The 19,093-nt window shown below is 30.2% G+C and carries 20 protein-coding genes; 12 read left to right on the forward strand and 8 right to left on the reverse strand.

The annotated features are described in order from the left end of the window. The first annotated feature begins 189 nt into the window (after positions 1-189). From BLT70_RS12915 to BLT70_RS12960, 10 genes are all read left to right on the forward strand, one after another. A complete protein-coding gene (locus tag BLT70_RS12915) occupies positions 190-819 on the forward strand; it encodes an O-methyltransferase (protein WP_091895048.1) in 630 nt (209 codons plus the stop codon). A 93-nt stretch (positions 820-912) separates the two neighbouring features. After that, the gene (locus BLT70_RS12920; protein WP_091895050.1) at positions 913-1,110 is read left to right on the forward strand and encodes a hypothetical protein; all 198 of its coding nucleotides are present in this window, start codon (positions 913-915) and stop codon (positions 1,108-1,110) included. A 4-nt stretch (positions 1,111-1,114) separates the two neighbouring features. After that, complete coding sequence (locus BLT70_RS12925) at positions 1,115-1,495, forward strand: nuclear transport factor 2 family protein (RefSeq protein ID WP_091895052.1); 381 nt, start codon at positions 1,115-1,117, stop codon at positions 1,493-1,495. Then, positions 1,495-2,115, forward strand: coding sequence for a ferric reductase (locus tag BLT70_RS12930; protein WP_091895054.1), 621 nt, complete (start codon positions 1,495-1,497; stop codon positions 2,113-2,115). Before BLT70_RS12925 ends, BLT70_RS12930 begins: the two co-directional genes overlap by 1 nt. A 6-nt stretch (positions 2,116-2,121) precedes the next feature. Next, positions 2,122-2,850, forward strand: coding sequence for a siderophore-interacting protein (locus tag BLT70_RS12935; RefSeq protein ID WP_091895065.1), 729 nt, complete (start codon positions 2,122-2,124; stop codon positions 2,848-2,850). Positions 2,851-2,865: 15 nt separating this feature from the next. After that, entirely contained in the window at positions 2,866-4,014 is a 1,149-nt protein-coding gene (egtB, locus tag BLT70_RS12940; protein WP_091895066.1) for an ergothioneine biosynthesis protein EgtB, read from the forward strand. 1 nt (position 4,015) lies between these two features. Then, positions 4,016-5,017 carry an L-histidine N(alpha)-methyltransferase gene (locus tag BLT70_RS12945; protein ID WP_231962713.1) on the forward strand — a complete coding sequence of 334 codons (1,002 nt, stop codon included), beginning with the start codon at positions 4,016-4,018 and terminating at the stop codon, positions 5,015-5,017. A gap of 2 nt (positions 5,018-5,019) precedes the next feature. Continuing rightward, positions 5,020-5,685, forward strand: coding sequence for an aspartate/glutamate racemase family protein (locus BLT70_RS12950; protein ID WP_091895067.1), 666 nt, complete (start codon positions 5,020-5,022; stop codon positions 5,683-5,685). A gap of 98 nt (positions 5,686-5,783) precedes the next feature. Next, positions 5,784-6,632 carry an SDR family oxidoreductase gene (locus BLT70_RS12955; protein ID WP_091895068.1) on the forward strand — a complete coding sequence of 283 codons (849 nt, stop codon included), beginning with the start codon at positions 5,784-5,786 and terminating at the stop codon, positions 6,630-6,632. A 237-nt stretch (positions 6,633-6,869) separates the two neighbouring features. Further along, positions 6,870-7,571 (forward strand): hypothetical protein, encoded by a 702-nt coding sequence (locus tag BLT70_RS12960; protein WP_091895069.1) that lies wholly within the window; start codon positions 6,870-6,872, stop codon positions 7,569-7,571. Between the two features lie 73 nt (positions 7,572-7,644). Here the strand turns inward: BLT70_RS12960 and rsmG are convergent, their stop codons facing one another. Beyond that, positions 7,645-8,274 (reverse strand): 16S rRNA (guanine(527)-N(7))-methyltransferase RsmG, encoded by a 630-nt coding sequence (gene rsmG, locus BLT70_RS12965; RefSeq protein ID WP_091895070.1) that lies wholly within the window; start codon positions 8,272-8,274, stop codon positions 7,645-7,647. A gap of 122 nt (positions 8,275-8,396) precedes the next feature. On the opposite strand from rsmG, the gene BLT70_RS12970 reads away from it, so the two are divergent. Both BLT70_RS12970 and BLT70_RS12975 read left to right on the forward strand, forming a co-directional pair. After that, positions 8,397-9,488, forward strand: a complete 1,092-nt coding sequence (locus BLT70_RS12970) for an acyl-CoA desaturase (RefSeq protein WP_091895071.1) — start codon at positions 8,397-8,399, stop codon at positions 9,486-9,488. 27 nt (positions 9,489-9,515) lie between these two features. Further along, entirely contained in the window at positions 9,516-10,703 is a 1,188-nt protein-coding gene (locus tag BLT70_RS12975; protein ID WP_172824416.1) for a pyridoxal phosphate-dependent aminotransferase, read from the forward strand. A gap of 316 nt (positions 10,704-11,019) precedes the next feature. On the opposite strand, the gene BLT70_RS12980 is transcribed toward BLT70_RS12975, so the two are convergent. The 7 genes from BLT70_RS12980 to BLT70_RS13010 form a co-directional block, all read right to left on the reverse strand. Then, entirely contained in the window at positions 11,020-11,235 is a 216-nt protein-coding gene (locus BLT70_RS12980; RefSeq protein WP_091895072.1) for a hypothetical protein, read from the reverse strand. 203 nt (positions 11,236-11,438) lie between these two features. After that, positions 11,439-13,325, reverse strand: coding sequence for a cell division protein FtsZ (gene ftsZ / locus BLT70_RS12985; protein WP_091895073.1), 1,887 nt, complete (start codon positions 13,323-13,325; stop codon positions 11,439-11,441). A 61-nt stretch (positions 13,326-13,386) separates the two neighbouring features. Then, positions 13,387-14,721 (reverse strand): cell division protein FtsA, encoded by a 1,335-nt coding sequence (gene ftsA, locus BLT70_RS12990; RefSeq protein ID WP_091895075.1) that lies wholly within the window; start codon positions 14,719-14,721, stop codon positions 13,387-13,389. A 7-nt stretch (positions 14,722-14,728) separates the two neighbouring features. Beyond that, complete coding sequence (locus BLT70_RS12995; protein ID WP_091895076.1) at positions 14,729-15,454, reverse strand: cell division protein FtsQ/DivIB; 726 nt, start codon at positions 15,452-15,454, stop codon at positions 14,729-14,731. Beyond that, positions 15,444-16,796, reverse strand: coding sequence for a UDP-N-acetylmuramate--L-alanine ligase (gene murC / locus BLT70_RS13000; RefSeq protein ID WP_091895077.1), 1,353 nt, complete (start codon positions 16,794-16,796; stop codon positions 15,444-15,446). Before murC ends, BLT70_RS12995 begins: the two co-directional genes overlap by 11 nt. Continuing rightward, positions 16,793-17,884 (reverse strand): undecaprenyldiphospho-muramoylpentapeptide beta-N-acetylglucosaminyltransferase, encoded by a 1,092-nt coding sequence (gene murG / locus BLT70_RS13005; protein WP_091895078.1) that lies wholly within the window; start codon positions 17,882-17,884, stop codon positions 16,793-16,795. Before murG ends, murC begins: the two co-directional genes overlap by 4 nt. After that, positions 17,871-19,058: an FtsW/RodA/SpoVE family cell cycle protein gene (locus tag BLT70_RS13010; RefSeq protein WP_091895079.1), complete on the reverse strand. Its 1,188-nt coding sequence runs from the start codon at positions 19,056-19,058 to the stop codon at positions 17,871-17,873. Before BLT70_RS13010 ends, murG begins: the two co-directional genes overlap by 14 nt. Positions 19,059-19,093: the final 35 nt, after the last annotated feature.

Here is a 19,093-nt window from a genome sequence, read left to right on the forward strand (position 1 = left end):
AAGCAATTACTTCTTATTAATATATATCTAATCTGATAAATTCCATTTGGTGTTTATCAGATTTTTTTTACCTAAATAAAGCATTTCAATTATCGGGGTTCATATTTACCATTTTTAAGCTTCTTTTGATAAAAACAATTACATAGAATCTTATCAAATTTGCAGTACTAAATAATTAAAAAACAAACTATGGTAATTGAACAATCAAATAAAATTGACCTGATATTAAATCAATTATTTAATGATTCAAAGAACGATCATTATAAAATAATGAAAGGTTTGGCAAAAAGTGCTTTTAGACCAATTCAACCTATAGATTTTAAAGATGTTTATTTGTCCATATCAAAAGAACAAGGAAAAGAATTAGTAGCACTTATTAAAGAAAACAACTTAAAAAATATTGTTGAATTCGGTACATCTTTCGGAATTTCTACCCTTTTTTTAGCACAAGGAATATTAGAAACCAAAGGTAAAATTATTACTACAGAATTAATTGAATCTAAAGCAAAAACAGCCATAGAAAATTTGACAAAAGCAAGTGTTAAAGATCTTGTAGATGTAAGAATTGGTAATGCAATGAACACTTTAAAAGACCATGATGAACCTATCGATTTATTATTTTTAGACGGTTGGAAGGATTTATATTTACCATTATTCAATATGCTAGCATCTAACTTTCATAAGCACACTATTATTTATGTAGATAATGCAAATATGGCAGCATCTAAGTTGTTTTTAAAAGAAATTGCTGAAACTGAAAAACATCAATTAGAATCTAAATTTGGTGGAAAAGTAGTCTTAATATCAATGAAGAAATAATAATAGATTTCTCACATTTACCATAGAGAACCCTAGATTTACCTTTTATAACAGAAAGATAATTAGACCTTTGTAAATTATAAAACAAACAACGTGAGCCAAGTAGAAATTTGCCCAACATGTGGCAGCAAATCAAAAATAAAAGAAAAAGAAGGAAATACTATTTATACAGCAGTACATGATGATGAAGCTTTCAAAAAAATAGGTCAGATGAAAAAAGCGATGGAAAAATTTAAGCTAAAAGCAGAAACTTTAGAAAAAGAATTAGCTGCTTTAAAAGCAAATTTATAATACTATGAATATAGATCAAAATAAAAAAAATGCAATTGCTTTTTACAAAATGGCTTATGAAGGAAACCCTACAAAGGCTGTTGAGTTATATGTAGGTGAAAAATATATCCAACACAACCCAATGGTAGGAGATGGACCACAGGCATTTATTGATTATTTTGATAGAATGCAAAAAGAATATCCGGTAAAAACGATTGAGTTTGTAAGAGCTGTTTCCGAAGGAGATTTGGTTGCCTTACACACCTATCAAGAATGGCCAGACAATGATAAATATGTGACCATGGATTTTTTTAGGTTTGATAATAACGGTAAAATTATAGAACACTGGGACAGCATTCAGCAAGTACCAAAAGAAGCTCTGAACAATAATACGATGTATAAATAATGAAAGCCATAAAAAAGAATTACGGTTGGATAATTGTGGCTATTCTAGCACTATTACCAATGCTTGTTATTATCAATATGTTTAATGTAGATCTGTCTAACGGATTTTCTCTTTCGTTGATAGAAGGCAAAGGTGCTGACGGAAAAACAACTTTAGAAATGTTGTATCATATTTCTGGTGAGTTTGCCATCCGATGGATGACGGCCGTATTAACATTAACTCCGGTTTTTATCCTTTTTGGAGTAATGAACCTTTTTGTGCGTCAAGCTATGGGAATTGCAACAGCTGTTTGGAGTTTTTTACATTTTATTATTTTTATTTGGGCAGAAGGTTTTTTAGAAACCTTTACACAAATTAATTATGTAGCTGGTTTTGTCGCTATTTTAATTTTAATTCCGTTGTTTTTTACTTCTAACAGAAAGTCGATGAAGTACCTAAAATCGAACTGGAAAAAATTACAAAGATATGCGTATGCAGCCATTTTCTTAAGCTTATTGCATGTGGCTATTTTAAACAAAACGTGGCTTATTTATGCAATAGTTGTTGGTGTCGGTTTTATTATTAGAATACCTTTTATCAAAAATAAATTGATTGAAAGAAGAAAAAAACTAAAATCTTAAATTAAAATGGGATTACTGGAGCACATACTTAAAAAAGTTGTTTTAGAAACTGGTGTTATTGAAAAAAAGGAAAAAATTTCTGCATCTGTTTATAAAATTAGATTGAAAAGTGAAAGCATAAAAAAAGTAGACTTTAAACCTGGCTATTTTTTACGTTTAGGGATCGGAATTGGTAATGATAATTTATCCATGAAAGATAAAGTACGTAGCTATAGTGTTTGGGATATAAACCAAACCGAAGGCTATTTAGATCTTGCCATTGCTACAGATAGCAAAGGTATTGGATCGAAATGGGTAATAAATTGCACTATTGGAGAGACTGTCTATTTTAAATGGAAAAAAGGAAACTTTTTATTAGACGAAACTGCAGAAAGCTATTTAATGATTGGTGATTTATCGGCTCTGTCACATTTATACATGTTAAACAGGAACTTACCAAATAATAAACAAGTAGAAAGTTTATTATATAGCGAAAACCAAAGTGCTTTTTTTGATGATATAGATCATTCTACACCATTTGATAGTTATTGTTTAGAGCAAAACTCAATAAACGAAATTTTAGAAAAGGTAAAAGAAATTACCCCTAAATTAAAAGGAAATACAATTGTTTATATTGCAGGAGACAGTAGAGTTTGTGTGGCCTTAAACCACTATTTTAGAAATGAATTAAACTGGAATACCAAACAAATTAAAACAAAACCATTTTGGAATCCTGATAAAAAAGGATTGGAATAAAGTAATAAAATCGAAATGAAATTAGCAGATAAATACAAACAAGTAAGATTGCAAACAACTACATTTTGTAATCATCTAAATATAGAAGATTATGCAATTCAAGTAGTGCTATTTGCCAGTCCCCCAAAATGGCATTTAGCACATACTACTTGGTTTTTTGAAACTTTTATTTTAAAAAAATACGTTGCAGATTACACCGAATTTAATTCGGATTTCAACTTTTTATTTAATAGTTATTACAATAATGTTGGTAATAGAATATTACAAGCAAATAGAGGTAATATGTCTAGACCAAGTACCAATGAAATCTTTGAATACCGTGCGTATGTAGATGCTAAAATGATTGCTTTTTTAAAGAATCTTTCTGATGAAAAAATAATTGATTTGGTAACATTGGGGTTAAATCATGAGGAACAACACCAAGAATTATTAGTGACTGATGTGAAATATATGTTTGGTCACAATCCTATTTTTCCTGTTTTTAATACGGATTACAACCTTGTTAAAGATAAAAATACGGATACAAAAAACATACAAATACCTGCTGGAATATACGAAATAGGACACCAAGGAAAAGATTTTTGTTATGATAATGAATTGGGCGTTCACAAAGTATATCTAAATGATTTTGAAATTGATAACCATTTGGTAACCAATGGAGATTTTATAGAATTTATGGAATCTGGCGCTTATTCAAATTTTAATCTTTGGTTAGATGAAGGTTGGACTTGGGTAAATAAAAACAACATTAAAACCCCTTTATACTGGCATAAAATTGATGGAGAATGGCATTCTTACACGCTTGCAGGATTAAAAAAAGTAGATGAAGATGCTATTTTAAGTCATATTAATTATTACGAAGCCAATGCTTTTGCAGAATGGAAAAGAATGCGGTTGCCAACTGAATTTGAATGGGAAATTGCAGCCAGTCAATTAGATTGGGGTAAACGTTGGGAGTGGACGAATAGCGCTTATTTGCCTTACCCAAAATTTAAAAAAGAAAATGGAGCAGTTGGAGAGTACAACGGAAAATTTATGAGCAATAAAATGGTATTGAGAGGCGCTTCGGTAGCAACTTCTCAAAAACATAGTAGATCAACCTATCGTAACTTTTTCAACCCTACCGAAAGGTGGCAATTTACAGGAATTAGATTAGCAAAATAATATGATTGAAATCGTTAAGAATAAAGATAAAAAAGGGCTTACAAACAGCTTAAATATCAATGAAACATTTAGAAATGATGTTAAAAAAGGACTTCTAAGCAATCCTAAAACGCTTTCTTCAAAATATTTTTATGATAAAAAAGGCGATGCACTTTTTGTAGAAATAATGAATTTGCCTGAGTATTATTTAACGCGCAGCGAATTAGATATATTCAAAAATAAAACGAAAAAATTAATAGATAGTTTTACAATCAAAGCCGATTCTTATTTTGAATTGATTGAATTAGGTGCCGGAGATGGATTAAAAACAAAAGAATTATTAAAAAGTTTAACTGCGCAAAATTACAATTTTGAATATTTTCCTATTGATATTTCTTCGAATGCTTTAGGTCAGTTGAAACAAGATTTAAATACTGAAATACCAAACTTGTCTGTAAAAACACAACAAGGAGATTATTTTGAAGTCTTAGATTCCTTAAAAAAGAGCAAACATCCAAAAATCATCTTGTTTTTAGGTTCTAATATTGGTAATATGACCGATGAACAAGCTGCTCAATTTATCTATAAATTAGGAGTAAATTTAAATCCTGATGATAAATTATTGTTAGGCGTAGATCTGATAAAATCTAAAGAAATTATACTTCCAGCTTATGATGACAGTAAAGGGATAACTGCTGCGTTTAATTTGAATTTATTAGATAGAATTAATCATGAATTGGGTGGTGATTTTAACCTTAATCAGTTTAAACATCAGCCAGAATATGTTGAAAAAGAAGGAATAGCAAAGAGTTATATAGTAAGTAAAATAAATCAAACTGTTACCATTAAAGCTATCGATACATCTTTTAATTTTATCAAAGGTGAAAAAATTCATACGGAAATATCTAGAAAATATAATGATGAATTGATTGAACAAATTATAGCAAATACCGATTTTAGTATCGACACAAAAATTATGGATAGCAAAGCCTATTTTGCAGATTATATTTTAACTAGAAATTAAAAATGAGTAAAACGCAATTTGCCATATTAGGGTTGGGTAGCAGATCTACTTTATATTATTTAGAACAACTAAATAAGTTATACAATGCTAAAAACGGAGGGTATAGTACTTGTCCGTTTTTTTTATTAAACACAAATTTCGATAATATTAATCAGCTTTTACCAAATACTTCAGTGCAATTAGATGCTATTTTACAAAATTATTTAGATCAAATTGAATCTCTAGAAGTTGCAGAAATATTAATTCCTAATATTACATTGCACGAAACGATAGACCGTTTAGAACTTCAAAAAAATATTATACATCCGTTGCCTTTGTCTGTTGTAAAAATGAGAGAAACTGATACTAAAAAGGTGATGCTTTTTGGTTCTTTACATTCGATGCAGTCTCGCTATATTCGTTCTTATTTAGAATTTAATTCAATTGAAGTGTTACTTCCAAGTTTAAAAGATATGATATTTATAGATGAAGTTAGAACGCACATTTATAATTCTACGGAAACCAAAGAAATCATCAATATTTACCACGAATTGATTAAAAAATACAGCGAAAATAATCCTGTGATTCTAGGTTGTACAGAATTGTCAATCTTAAAACCTAAAGACCAAAAAAATGTTATAGATATGGCTCAACTTCAAATTGAAGCAGCGTTAAAAATTAAGTTGTAAAGCTAACTTTTACCATTTTTAGTAGAAGATGTATCAATCTTTTAAAAAGTAACATTCAGATATTTGTAGTCTAAAATAAAACCTATTAAAAAGATATTATGAAAATAGCAGTAACATCAGCAAGTGGAAAATTAGGAGCATCTATTGTAAAACACTTAATTAAAGCAATAGGAAAAGAAAATGTAATAGCAATCGCTCGTACACCCGAAAGAGCAGTCTATTTAGATGTAGAAATTAGAAAAGGAGATTATAACAATCGAGAAGATTTTGAGAAGGCATTACAAGGAATAGATGCAGTTCTTTTAGTTTCTGGAATGGATGATCCGCAGAAAAGAATTTTACAACATAGAAATGTAATTGAAGCTGCAAAAAGTAACGGCGTTAAAAAAATAGTTTATACAAGTATTGTTGGTGCAGAAGAAAACAATGCTTTTAGCCCTATTGTACAAACAAATAGACAGACAGAAAAAGATGTTATCAATTCTGGTTTGGATTGGGTTATTGGAAGAAACGGTATTTATATTGAACCTGATTTAGAATACATTGACACGTATATAAAAGAAGGCGAAATTAGAAATTGTGCTGGCGATGGTAAATGTACTTATACAAGTAGAGAAGAATTAGGATTTGCGTATTCTAAAATGCTTTTAGAAGAAAAACACAATGGTAATACGTACAATTTAGTTGGAGAAGCAATTACCCAAAGTGAGTTAGCTTCTTTGATAAACCAGGTTTATTACACTAATTTAACCTATAATTCTGTTTCTGTTGATGCTTATGCCGCTGAACGAAAAGCAGCATTAGGCGATTTTATTGGGACTGTAATTGCAGGAATTTACGAAGGCATAAAAGAAGGTGCAAATGAAGTTCCTTCAGATTTTGAAAAAGCCACTGGTAGATTGCATCAATCTCCTTTAAAAATGATAAAAGCATTTAAAGGAGAATAAAAAACATCCTACAGAATAAAAAAGCACTAGCATCATACAAGTAGTTAGTGCTTTTTATTACGTTTAATTAAATTTCAATTATCTATAATAAAGCTTTTAAATTAATTTGTTTCAAAAAGAAAAAAATCGAATTTCCCTAACTTCTGATTAAAATCATTTATTCTCAAACTGTTTTTCTTAAAAGTAATATTATTTACATTTGACAAAAAAGACATCAGCAAAAAAACATAACCAATTATGATAAACACATCTCATTCAGATGCTCAGATTTACTGTGTTACAAATTTTGAAGAGCTTCTTTCTACTCCTTTTCAGGGAGAAATTAATGCGATGTGTTGGAACCGAAAACTCGTAGGCGATTTTTCTGAAATTGTTAAAAAGCTAACATTAAACGAAAATATACAAATAGTTCATCCAAAAGATCTTCTCGAACTAAAACTAAGTGAACAAGGGCAACTTGCTCGCGAAATTCTTTTAAATGACTTCAATGTTTTGAAAGCTCATGGAGCATCGCCAACTATAAATATCATTAAAAATTATGAGAGCGATGATGCGTTTCCTTTTTTTCCTACGGATGTATATTCTTTTCATGTAGATCGTTCTCCAATTGCAACTGATACTTTTTTATGCACCTATTTTGGCGCTTCGAGTGATATTTTACCAAATTCGCAAGGCACACAAAAAATATTGATTCCAGAAATACGATCTGAACTCAAAAAATTATACGGTGAAAGTGATGAAGAAGGTTTTGAATCCTTTTTAAGCGAATTTTTCTTTGATTTACATTATCAACCAAAACCGAATACTAATCCAATTAGCTTAGGAAACGGTCATATCTGGAAATTAGCAATAGATCATCCTGAAAGCAAAGTTTTACCTTGTCTTCATAGAGCACCAAAAGAAAATACTGGAGAAAATCGGTTATTATTAATTTGTTAAATATAATTTATGGAATTCCCATATCACACAAAAAAACTATCAATTTTTGAAAACAATAAGAAACTTCAAAAAATTAATTTTTAAACTTCATCCCTAAATGAACCAATTTCTTAGTTTCAAAGAATTCTTCATCAAAATAATCTGTTAATTCATAAATAGTTGCAGAAGTATACAACTTTAATTCTTCTGTTAAATCGCCTCCTTTAAGGTATAAAATTCCGTTTTTTAATTTGTGATTTTGTTTTTTAGCAATTCTACCTTTTGTCCAACCAACAAAAGTTTCCATTTGCGCTACTGCTCTACTCACAATAAAATCGTACGTATCTTTAATTTCTTCTACTCTACCATTTGTAGTTTTTACGTTTTCTAAACCTAAGCCCTCAACAACTTCATTTACAACTTTTATTTTTTTACCAATAGAATCGACCAAATGAAACTGTGTTTCTGGAAATAAAATTGCCAACGGAATTCCTGGGAAACCTCCACCTGTACCAACATCCATTACTTTAGAACCTGGTTTAAACTGCACCAATTTTGCAATTGCTAAAGAATGTAATACGTGTCGTAAATACAACTCGTCTATATCTTTTCTAGAAACAACATTTATTTTTAAATTCCAATCTTGGTATAATTCTTGAAGTTTAGAAAATTGTGCTATTTGAATTTCTGATAAATTTTTAAAGTATTTGTGTATAATTTCCATCAATAGTAAAAGTTTGAGCTGCAAAAATAGTTATTTGTAATCAACAATTCTTCACAAAAATTGACGTTTATCATATTAAGCAAATTTAAATAGTTTATTTTTGCTAATTATATATAACATAAATGAAAACAATAAACTTTTCTAGAGTAGATAAAGCTAAATTTTTTAGAACTCTAAACAAAAGGGTAAATACATATTTTAAAGAAAATAACCTAAAAAGAACAGGAAACTGGAAATTATATTCCAAAGCAATTATTATGTTTTCTTTATTTTTAGTTCCATTTATTCTAATCTTAACAGTTGCTATGCCACAATGGGTAATGGCTTTATTAATGGTTGTTACAGGAATAGGAATGGCTGGTGTTGGTATGAATGTAATGCACGATGCCAATCATGATTCTTTTTCTAAAAGAAAATGGGTAAACAAATTAATGGGAAGTAGCATTTATATTCTAGCAGGTAATGTTTATAACTGGAAAGTGCAACACAATGTTTTACATCATACTTTTACAAATGTAGAAGGGCATGATGAAGATATTGATGCTGGTAGAATTATTCGTTTTTCTATGCATTCTAAGTGGTTAAAGATTCATAAAATTCAAAAATATTATTCTATCTTTTTATATGGTCTATTAACTATTAACTGGGCAATTACTACAGATATTAAACAAATGCACAGATACTTAAAAAGAAAATTATCTTATGGTGAATTCCCAAATCCTGCTACAGAATGGACAAAATTAATAATTTCTAAAATTGTTTATTATGCACTTTGGATTGTTTTACCTTTATTAATTTTAGATGTTTCTTGGTGGAAAGTATTGTTAGGCTTTTTTGTAATGCATTATACTGCAGGTATGATTTTAAGTTTAGTTTTTCAATTAGCACATATTGTACCAAATACAGAAATGCCAATTCCTGATAAAGAAGGAAATTTAGAACACACTTGGGCAGTCCATCAATTATATACAACATCTAACTTTGCGCCTAGTAATAGTTTGGTAAATTTCTATACTGGTGGTTTAAATCATCAAGTTGAGCATCATATTTTTCCACATATTTCTCATGTACATTATGATAAATTAGCTAAAATTGTAAAAGAAACGGCTCAAGAGTTTAACTTGCCATACAACGAGTATGAAACTATGCGTAAAGCAATTGTAGAACATTTTAGACATTTAGGCGTTTTAGGACAAAAACCCGAATTAGCATAATAAAAAACACAACAACTAACAGCAAAAATGACACATCCATTATCGGACAGAATTAACAGTTTACCTGTATCTCAAACTTTAGCAATGGCTGCTAAAGCAAGAGAATTAAGAGCAGAAGGAAAAGATATTATTGGTTTAAGTTTGGGAGAACCAGATTTTAATACTCCAGAATTTATCAAAGACGCTGCCATTGAAGCTATCAATCAAAATTACAATTCGTATTCACCAGTAGATGGTTATGCAGATTTAAAAGAAGCGGTTTGCACAAAGTTTAAACGTGATAATAACTTAACTTACAAACCGAGTCAAATTGTAGTTTCTACAGGTGCAAAACAATCTATTGCAAACATTGCTCAAGTATTATTAAACCCAGGAGACGAAGTTTTATTACCAGCTCCTTATTGGGTAAGTTATTCTGCAATTGCAATTTTATGCGGAGCAAAATATGTAGAAATTCCTTCCTCTATAGATACTGATTTTAAAATCACTCCAGAACAATTAGAAGCAGCAATTACTCCTAAAACAAAAATGATTTTCTTTAACTCTCCAAACAACCCAAGCGGAACTATTTATAGCGAAGCAGAATACAGAGCGTTGGCAGCAGTTTTAGAAAAACATCCACAGATTTTTATCTTATCAGATGAAATCTATGAACATATCAATTACAATTCTAGACCATTTAGTTTTGCAGCAATAGAAAGCATGTACGATAGAACAATTACTGTTAACGGTTTGGCAAAAGCATTTGCTATGACAGGTTGGAGAATTGGTTATATTGGTGCTCCAGAATGGATTGCTAAAGCTTGTACAAAAATGCAAGGACAAATTACATCTGGTACAAACTGTATCGCTCAAAGAGCAGCAATTACAGCTTTATTAGCACCAGTTTCTAAAATTCAATATATGGTAGATGAGTTTAAAACTCGTAGAGATATCATTATTGGATTACTAAGAGAAATTGATGGATTTAAAGTAAACGTACCAGAAGGTGCTTTTTACGTTTTTCCAGACGTTTCTGCATTTTTTGGTAAAACAATAGATGGGGTAAAAATTGAAACTGCAAGTGATTTTTCTTTATTCATTTTAGAAAAAGCTAACGTAGCAACCGTTACTGGTGATGCTTTTGGCACGCCTAACTGTATTAGAATTTCTTATGCAGCTTCTGAGTTACAAATTAGAGAAGCAATCAAGAGAATTAAAGAAGCGTTAAGCTAAACTTTAAAAATGACAGTTCGAGCGGTCAAGAACTCTTTTATAAATATAAAATCCATCTTTTTTTAGATGGATTTTTTTTGTTTGGGCGTGCCCTATCGGTCAGGCTTTGCGCACTCGCTTTTTTGTAAAAACAAAAAGAGCTCAAACAATTGCTTTAATCCTTCACGCTTGCATATTTATAAAATAATTTAATCATCAAAATTATAAGATCGTTTTAAAATTTAATAACTCTTTTTTTTTGATTCAGCAACAAATATCCAAAACGTTATAAGAGAAAATTTCAGGAATTAAAAGCCTGAATAAACACACTCTTTATTTAAAAAGCAATTAAGATAATAGCAAAGGCAAATAATGAAACTTGTAAAACAACTCCTGTCTGACTTTCTATTTTTCCTTCATGATTTAAAATCATAGATTTAATTTTAGATATTGATTTAGATTTCTCTAATCTCATATTCCTTTTAATTTCTTGTTTGTATGCAGATGTTAAAATTCCTCTTTCTTCTACAACTTCTGTATTTAAATATTTCATGGTGTTTTGTTTAATTGATTACATAGTTTAGACGAGACATAAAAAATTTTGTTACAAGCTAAAACTCATGCTGTCAATAAGAAAACATCATTTTTATAGGATTGATGGTTTACGACAATCAGAAAAAAAATGAAAAAAAATTGTAAAAACAAAAAAATCACATCTTAAAAAGATGTGATTTTTATATGTATTTAAAGTAAAAATTAATCTACATTATCGTGCAAAAATGAATTATTAGATTTAAAATCTATACCATTATCATCTTTTTTTAATGCAGTTTCAGAATTACTAATAGAAGCATTTTTATCTAAATTAACTCCCATTCTTTTATATGCAGGTTGTCGCTCAATTTCATCAATGTTTTTGCTTAATTGATCTGTAAACTTATAATTGAAACCTTTCATCTTTCTACGTCTTTCTTCTGCTCTTTGTTGCAATTCAGAAATTGTTAAATCCATAGGAGAAACTTCTTCACTCAAGGTTTCAATCTTATTTATTTCTGCTTGAGGTTTTCTAGTTTTAAGTTCAAATTGAACTTCTTGTTCTTCAACTTTTTTCTTCTCTGCAAAACCAGAACTTTTACCAATTGTTGGTTGAGCATCAAAATCTTCTAAAACATATCTTTTTTCTACCGATTTTGGTTCTGCTTTAATTTCTTTAGCTTCAAAAACCTGGATTTCATTTACATTTAATTCTTTCTCTACATTTATTTCTTCTTCAGGTTTTACTTCTTTTTTAGCTGCTAAAGGTAAATCAAACAATAAATCTGCTTGTATTTGCTTTGGTTCTTCTTCAATTTTTTCTTCAGCTTTTGCAACATCAGTAATTATAAAATCGTCATCAGAAACAGTTTGATAAGAAACTTCTTCAAAAGTTACTGGCATACTTGCTATAATTGGGTTTGTAGCAACTAAATCCATATTTGGTTTTGTATCTTCAATTTCATCACCTAAATCATGTACTATTTTTTGGGGTGTTGTATTAACAACTGGTGTATCTAAAGTTGGAGATTTTGATATAGTTTTTTCATCAAAATTATATGTAGCTTTTTGTTCATCCTCTAAAATATGAACAACTTTTTTAACCTCTGTATTAGTAATTGTACTTTGTTGATCTGCAGCAAAACCAGTAGCTACAATTGTTACAGCAATAGCGTCTCCTAAATTATCATCTTCACCAATACCCATAATAATATTAGCATCATAACCAGCTTCATCTTGAATATAATCGTTAATTTCTCCTATTTCATCAAGTGTAACTTCAGTTTTACCTGAAACAATTAACAACAATACATTTTTTGCTCCTGTAATTTTATTATCATTTAATAAAGGAGAATCTAATGCTTTTACAATCGCATTTTTTGCTCTACTAGAACCTTCTTCTTTTGCAGAACCCATAATTGCAGTTCCACTATTTGAAAGTACAGTTTTTGCATCATGCAAGTCAATATTTTGTTTATAGTGATGTGTAATTACTTCTGCAATACCTTTAGATGCAGTAGATAATACTTCATCAGCTTTAGAAAAACCTGCTTTAAAGCCAAGATTTCCATAAACCTCACGTAATTTATTATTGTTTATAACAATTAAAGAATCAACATTTTTGCGCAGTTGATCAATTCCTAATTGAGCTTGGCTCGTACGCCTTTTTCCTTCAAATGCAAAAGGCATGGTTACAATACCAACCGTTAAGATATCCATATCTTTTGCAATTTTAGCAATAATTGGCGCGGCTCCAGTACCGGTTCCACCCCCCATTCCAGCAGTAATAAACACCATTTTTGTTTGTGTGTTTAACATTTTCTGAATTTCTTGCAAACTTTCTTTAGCTGCTTGTGCTCCTATTTCTGGGTTTGCACCTGCTCCTAAACCAGATGTAAGATTAGCTCCTAACTGAATTTTATTAGGAATTGGACTATTTTCTAGAGCTTGTGAATCTGTATTACAGATTACAAAATCTACGCCTGTTATGCTTTGGGTAAACATGTGATTTACTGCATTGCTTCCTCCACCACCAACACCAATTACTTTTATGGTATTAGATTGTGTTTTTGGCATGTCAAATAAAATGTTATCGAATTCTGCGCTCATAATAACGTTTATCTTTTAAATTGTTATTGTTCTATATTATCTTATTGTACTTGCTGAATTATCATTCAGCATTATCTAAAAAATCCTTTAATCCTTCTGTAAATTTTTCGAAAAAAGATTTCTTTTTTGGCTTTAGTTTTTTTTCAACTATTGGCTCTGGTTCTATTTCTAAAACAGGTTCTGGCTCAATTTTAACTTCTGGCACAACCTCTTCTTTTTTTTCTTCTTCTTTAATCGTTTTATCTAAACCTACCATTAACAAACCAACTGCTGTTGCATATGCTGGGCTAGACAATACTTCATCAGAATCACCAGCTAAATGCTCATTAGGAAAACCAATTCTTGCATCCATACCAGTAATATATTCTACTAATTGACGTAAATGTTTTAATTGAGAACCTCCTCCTGTTAATACAATACCTGCAATTAGTTTTCCTTTTGAAGTTTCGTGTCCGTAATTTTTTATTTCTAAATATACATGCTCAATAATTTCTTGCACTCTAGCATGTATAATTTTTGATAAATTTTTTAATGTGATTTCTTTAGGTTCTCTACCTCTTAAACCTGGAATAGAAACTATTTCTGTTTCTTTATTTTCTCCAGGCCAAGCAGATCCAAATTTAATTTTTAATAATTCAGCTTGTTTTTCTATAATAGAGCAACCTTCTTTTATATCATCAGTAATAACATTACCTCCAAAAGGAATTACAGCTGTGTGTCTAATAATTCCGTCTTTAAAAATAGCCAAATCTGTTGTTCCACCACCTATATCTATTAAAGCAACTCCTGCTTCTTTTTCTTCTTGACTTAAAACTGCTGCTGCAGATGCTAAAGGCTCTAAAGTAATATCACTTAAGCCTAAACCTGCACTTTTTACACAACGTCCAATATTTCTAATTGAAGAAACTTGCCCAACAACTACATGAAAATTAGCCTCTAAACGACCACCATACATACCTATTGGTTCTTTAATATCTGCTTGAGAATCTACCTTAAACTCTTGAGGTAAAACATGTATAATTTCTTCTCCTGGCAACATTACCAATTTATGCACTTGATTCTCTAGATCTTGAATATCAACATTTTCAATTACCTCATCTGCATTTACTCTTGTAATATAATCACTGTGATGTAAACTTCTAATATGTTGCCCTGCAATACCAACAACAACATCTTCTATTTTAAGCCCAGAAACACTTTCTGCTTCTTCTACCGCTTGCTGTATAGATTGAATCGTTTGTGTAATATTACTAACTACACCACGCTTTACGCCTAAACTTTTAGCCTTTCCAATACCTACAACCTCAATCTTACCATACTCGTTTTTACGACCAATCATGGCAACAATTTTGGTGGTACCAATATCTAAACCAACAGCTATTTTATTGTTTTCCATTTTTGATTTATTTTGTGCACACAACTTGGTTGTGATATTTTACATTTATTACGCTATAACTTTTAATCGTTTTATCTTTAAATGTTTTATTATAAAACGCTTTTAACTTCTTAAATTTGATATCAATTTGAGATAAATTTCCAAAATCGATTTTATAATCTCCACTTCTTACAGAAAATTGATATTCATTAACGTCAGATTTCTCAATTCCAACGATCTCTTTTTGCAAAAAATCATCTTTTAAAATAAAAGAAATTAAGGGCAAAACTTCAATGATTTCCCCATCATTTTCTATTCCAGAAACCAGCAGAACCCTAGCAGAATAATTATTTGACAAAGGAATCTTTACACCTTGTTTATCAACATAATAAGAATCATTTTTTGATACAATTCTTGCTACAGGAGTACGTTGTTTTATAACTGTTTTTAATTGCCCATCTACCGTTAAAAAAACGGCTGCATTTTCAACATATGGGTTTTTAAGAACCGTATTTTCCAAACCATACAAATTTATCATAGATTTTGTATTGTTACTAATAGTTTCGCTATTTTGTATTAACAATTTATGAACCATTAAATGTGTTAAAAAATTATTACCTCCTTCATCAATTTCTATAACGGGTTCGCCAATTTTTATTTGACTATTTCTTGCTGATGAAAAACCATACAACACCCCTAAACCAACTATTAACACTACAAACAACATGTATTTTAAAAATTGTTTAAACTTCATATTTATCAGCATTTAAAAAATGGTTCATAACTTCATGTATCATCACTCCAATATCACCAGCACCTAACATTACCACTACTTTTGCTGATGAATTTTTAATATCTTTTATTAAATTATTTTTTTGCGTCAATTTTTTATGCTCGTTATTAATTTTACTCAATAACCAATCAGAATCTATGCCAGCAATTGGCAATTCCCTTGCAGGATAAATATCTAATAATAAAATTTCATCAAACTTTGAAAGTACTTTTGCAAAATCATCAATAAAATCTCTGGTTCTAGAAAATAAATGTGGCTGAAAAACAACCAACACTTTTTCATCTGGATACATTTCTCTAATTGAATTTTCTACAGCATTTATTTCTGTTGGATGATGTGCATAATCATCAATCAATACAAAATCTTCGGTTTTAATTTTATAAGAAAATCTACGTTTTACACCTTTAAAAGTTGATAAGCTCTGTTTGATATTCTCTAACGAAACTCCATAAACATCTGCCATTGCCAAAGCAGCCAGAGCATTCATTACATTGTGTTTTCCTGGTAAATGAAACTCAATATTTTTTACAATTTCTGATGGAGTTTGAACATCAAAAATATATTTTCCACTTTCAATTTTTACATTAAAAGCTTTGAAATCTGCATCTTCATTTATAGCATACGTTAACCCTTTTAAAGGCAAACCTTTCGCAACAATTAAGGTGTCAGAAACTTTTTTAGAGAAATCTAAAAATGTCTTTTCTAATTCTTTTGCATCACCATAAATATCTAAATGATCTGCATCCATAGAAGTTATACAGGCAATATTAGGACTCAATTGCATAAATGATCTATCAAACTCATCTGCTTCTACCACAGAAATTTTATCATCTCCTAGAATTAGATTTGAGTTGTAATTTTCTGAGATTCCGCCTAAAAAAGAGGTCGCTTTTTCTTGATGCATAATATGCCCTAAAATAGAAGAAGTAGTTGTTTTTCCATGTGTACCAGCAACCGCCAAACAAAAAGTACTTGCCGTTATTTTTCCTAAAATTTCTGCTCTTTTTAGAACTGTAAAATTATTATCTAAAAAGTAATTGAACTCCAAATGGTTTTTAGGAACTGCAGGCGTAAACACCACCAATGTTTCCTCTTTATTAAAAAAAGAACTTGGAATATTTTTTACAGTATCTTCAAAATGAATTTCAACACCTAACTCTTCTAAACTAGCAGTTATTTGAGAAGGAGTTTTGTCATAACCAGCCACCAGTTTTCCATTAGTAGCAAAATAACGAGCAATTGCGCTCATTCCGATGCCACCAATTCCGATGAAATAAATGTTATGTATATTTTCTAAATTCACTTTCTTAATAATTTTTCAATTTCATTAACAATCGATGTTGTTGCTCCTGGCAACGCTAATTCTTTTATATTTTCTGATAAACCTTCTTGTTTTCCTCTATCTTTTAAAAGCGTTTCAAATACAATTGGAAACGTTTCTAACTCACTTTCACGCAATAATATTGCTCCGTGTTTATCTGCAATCGATTTTGCATTTTTTGTTTGATGATCTTCCGATACATTTGGAGACGGAATAAAAACAACCGGTTTACCTACAATACATAATTCGGAAACAGAACTTGCGCCTGCTCTAGAAATAATAATATCAGACGCTGCATAAGCAAAATCCATTCTATTTACAAATTGATGAACTTGAACGTTTTCTAATCCATCATACTTTTTATATTCATCAAAATAAAGTTTTCCACATTGCCAAAGCACTTGAACATTTTGATTTTTAAAAAACTCTAAATTACTTTCTACTAATTGATTTATTTTTCGCGCTCCTAAACTTCCACCTAAAACTAAAATGGTTTTCTTTTTCTTATCTAAACTGAAAAAATCTTTTCCTTCATCAGTTTTAGAATGAATCGTTAGCAAATCTTGACGAACAGGATTTCCTGTTTTTATTATTTTATCCGAAGGAAAAAAACGTTCTAAATTATCGTAAGCAACACAAATTTTATTCGCCTTTTTACTCAACATTTTATTCGTAATTCCTGGAAAAGAATTCTGTTCCTGAATTAACGTTGGAATATTTTTTCTATTTGCCATTATCAATGTTGGCCCACTTGCATAACCACCAGTACCAATTGCAATATCTGGCTTAAATTGCTTAATTATTTTATTTGCTTTCCATAAACTACTTATCAGTTTAAAAGGAAAAGACAAATTATCAACCGTTAATTTTCTTTGAATTCCAGAAATCCATAAACCTTTTATTTCATATCCCGCTTGCGGAACTTTCTCCATTTCCATTCTGTCTTTTGCGCCAACAAACAAAAAATTTGCATCAGGATAACGCACTTTAATTTCGTTAGCAATTGCTAATGCAGGATAGATATGACCTCCTGTTCCTCCTCCAGAAATAAGTATATTATATGGTTTCATGTAAAATATCTAAAGGGTTATCGTCTAAAATATCTTCTTCTGTTTCTTCTTTTGATGCGCTCACACTTAGAATCATTCCTAATGCAAAACACGTCATCCAAATAGAAGTTCCTCCACTACTAATTAGCGGTAAAGTTTGCCCAGTTACAGGAAATAAATTGGTAGCAACTGCCATATTAATGGTTGCTTGAAATATAATTGGGCAACCAACGCCAACAACTAATAATGTTCCGAAAATCGTTGTTGTTTTTCTAATCACCACAAACATTCTAAAGAATAGTAAAAAGTAAATCGAAATCACTAAAAGACCTCCTGCCAAACCATATTCTTCAATAATAATTGCATAAATAAAATCTGACGAAGATTGTGGTAAAAAGTTTTTCTGAACACTTTTACCTGGACCAACTCCAATAGGACCTCCCATTGCAATTGCAATCTTAGCTTTTTCTACTTGATATGCTTCTTTTTCATCCGGATTTGAAAAATTTTCAATTCTATTTTGCCAAGTTTGCACTCTATTAGGCATTGCGTCTGGAAACGCTTTTGCTACTAGTACAAAAAACATTAGAAATACAAACCCAATTCCTAAAATTAATCCTATATATTTTATTGGATAACCACCTATAAAAGTTACCATTAAAATCATTACAAAAATGATAGCTGTTGTAGAGAAATTTGCAGGTAAAATTAAAACTAAAACAGCAGCTACTGGTAACCAAAGCTGTATTAGACTTTCTTTAAATTTAATTTCTTTCTCTTTATTTCTCGCCAAATATCTTGCTACATAAACCATTAACACTAAACCAGCTAAAGTTGATGTTTGAAAACCAATACCAACAAAAGGAATATTAATCCACCTACTTGCATTTGCCCCACCAATCGTAGTTCCTTGTGTTAATGTAAAAATCAATAAAACAATTACAACTGGCAACATGATAACGGATCCACCAGAAAAATATCTATACGGAATTTTATGAACTCCGTAAATAATACCAAAGCCCATAATTAATAAAACCATGTGTTTTACTAAATACCCCAAAGTAGAACCAGAACCTACAACATACACCAAGTTTGTGCTTGCACTATAGACAGGCATAAACGAGAATATTGCCAAAACGGCAAAAATTGCCCAAATGGTTTTATCTCCTTTTATATGTTTAAAAATGGTTTTCATTAGCCTCTCTTAATCTCTCCAAAGGAGAGAAACAC

This window comes from Polaribacter sp. KT25b (genome assembly GCF_900105145.1).
In the GTDB taxonomy this organism is placed as follows: Bacteria; Bacteroidota; Bacteroidia; order Flavobacteriales; family Flavobacteriaceae; genus Polaribacter.

Bases quoted from the DNA above. Each gene is read 5' to 3' on its own strand.
- BLT70_RS12970 (WP_091895071.1), top strand. From the start codon at position 8,397: ATGAAAACAATAAACTTTTCTAGAGTAGATAAAGCTAAATTTTTTAGA.
- BLT70_RS12935 (WP_091895065.1), top strand. From the start codon at position 2,122: ATGGGATTACTGGAGCACATACTTAAAAAAGTTGTTTTAGAAACTGGT.
- egtB (WP_091895066.1), top strand. From the start codon at position 2,866: ATGAAATTAGCAGATAAATACAAACAAGTAAGATTGCAAACAACTACA.
- BLT70_RS12950 (WP_091895067.1), top strand. From the start codon at position 5,020: ATGAGTAAAACGCAATTTGCCATATTAGGGTTGGGTAGCAGATCTACT.
- rsmG (WP_091895070.1), bottom strand. From the start codon at position 8,274: ATGGAAATTATACACAAATACTTTAAAAATTTATCAGAAATTCAAATA.
- ftsZ (WP_091895073.1), bottom strand. From the start codon at position 13,325: ATGAGCGCAGAATTCGATAACATTTTATTTGACATGCCAAAAACACAA.
- BLT70_RS12995 (WP_091895076.1), bottom strand. From the start codon at position 15,454: ATGAAGTTTAAACAATTTTTAAAATACATGTTGTTTGTAGTGTTAATA.
- ftsA (WP_091895075.1), bottom strand. From the start codon at position 14,721: ATGGAAAACAATAAAATAGCTGTTGGTTTAGATATTGGTACCACCAAA.
- murG (WP_091895078.1), bottom strand. From the start codon at position 17,884: ATGAAACCATATAATATACTTATTTCTGGAGGAGGAACAGGAGGTCAT.
- BLT70_RS12980 (WP_091895072.1), bottom strand. From the start codon at position 11,235: ATGAAATATTTAAATACAGAAGTTGTAGAAGAAAGAGGAATTTTAACA.
- BLT70_RS12955 (WP_091895068.1), top strand. From the start codon at position 5,784: ATGAAAATAGCAGTAACATCAGCAAGTGGAAAATTAGGAGCATCTATT.
- BLT70_RS12930 (WP_091895054.1), top strand. From the start codon at position 1,495: ATGAAAGCCATAAAAAAGAATTACGGTTGGATAATTGTGGCTATTCTA.
- BLT70_RS12975 (WP_172824416.1), top strand. From the start codon at position 9,516: ATGACACATCCATTATCGGACAGAATTAACAGTTTACCTGTATCTCAA.
- BLT70_RS12925 (WP_091895052.1), top strand. From the start codon at position 1,115: ATGAATATAGATCAAAATAAAAAAAATGCAATTGCTTTTTACAAAATG.
- BLT70_RS12915 (WP_091895048.1), top strand. From the start codon at position 190: ATGGTAATTGAACAATCAAATAAAATTGACCTGATATTAAATCAATTA.
- BLT70_RS12960 (WP_091895069.1), top strand. From the start codon at position 6,870: ATGATAAACACATCTCATTCAGATGCTCAGATTTACTGTGTTACAAAT.
- BLT70_RS12945 (WP_231962713.1), top strand. From the start codon at position 4,016: ATGATTGAAATCGTTAAGAATAAAGATAAAAAAGGGCTTACAAACAGC.
- BLT70_RS13010 (WP_091895079.1), bottom strand. From the start codon at position 19,058: ATGAAAACCATTTTTAAACATATAAAAGGAGATAAAACCATTTGGGCA.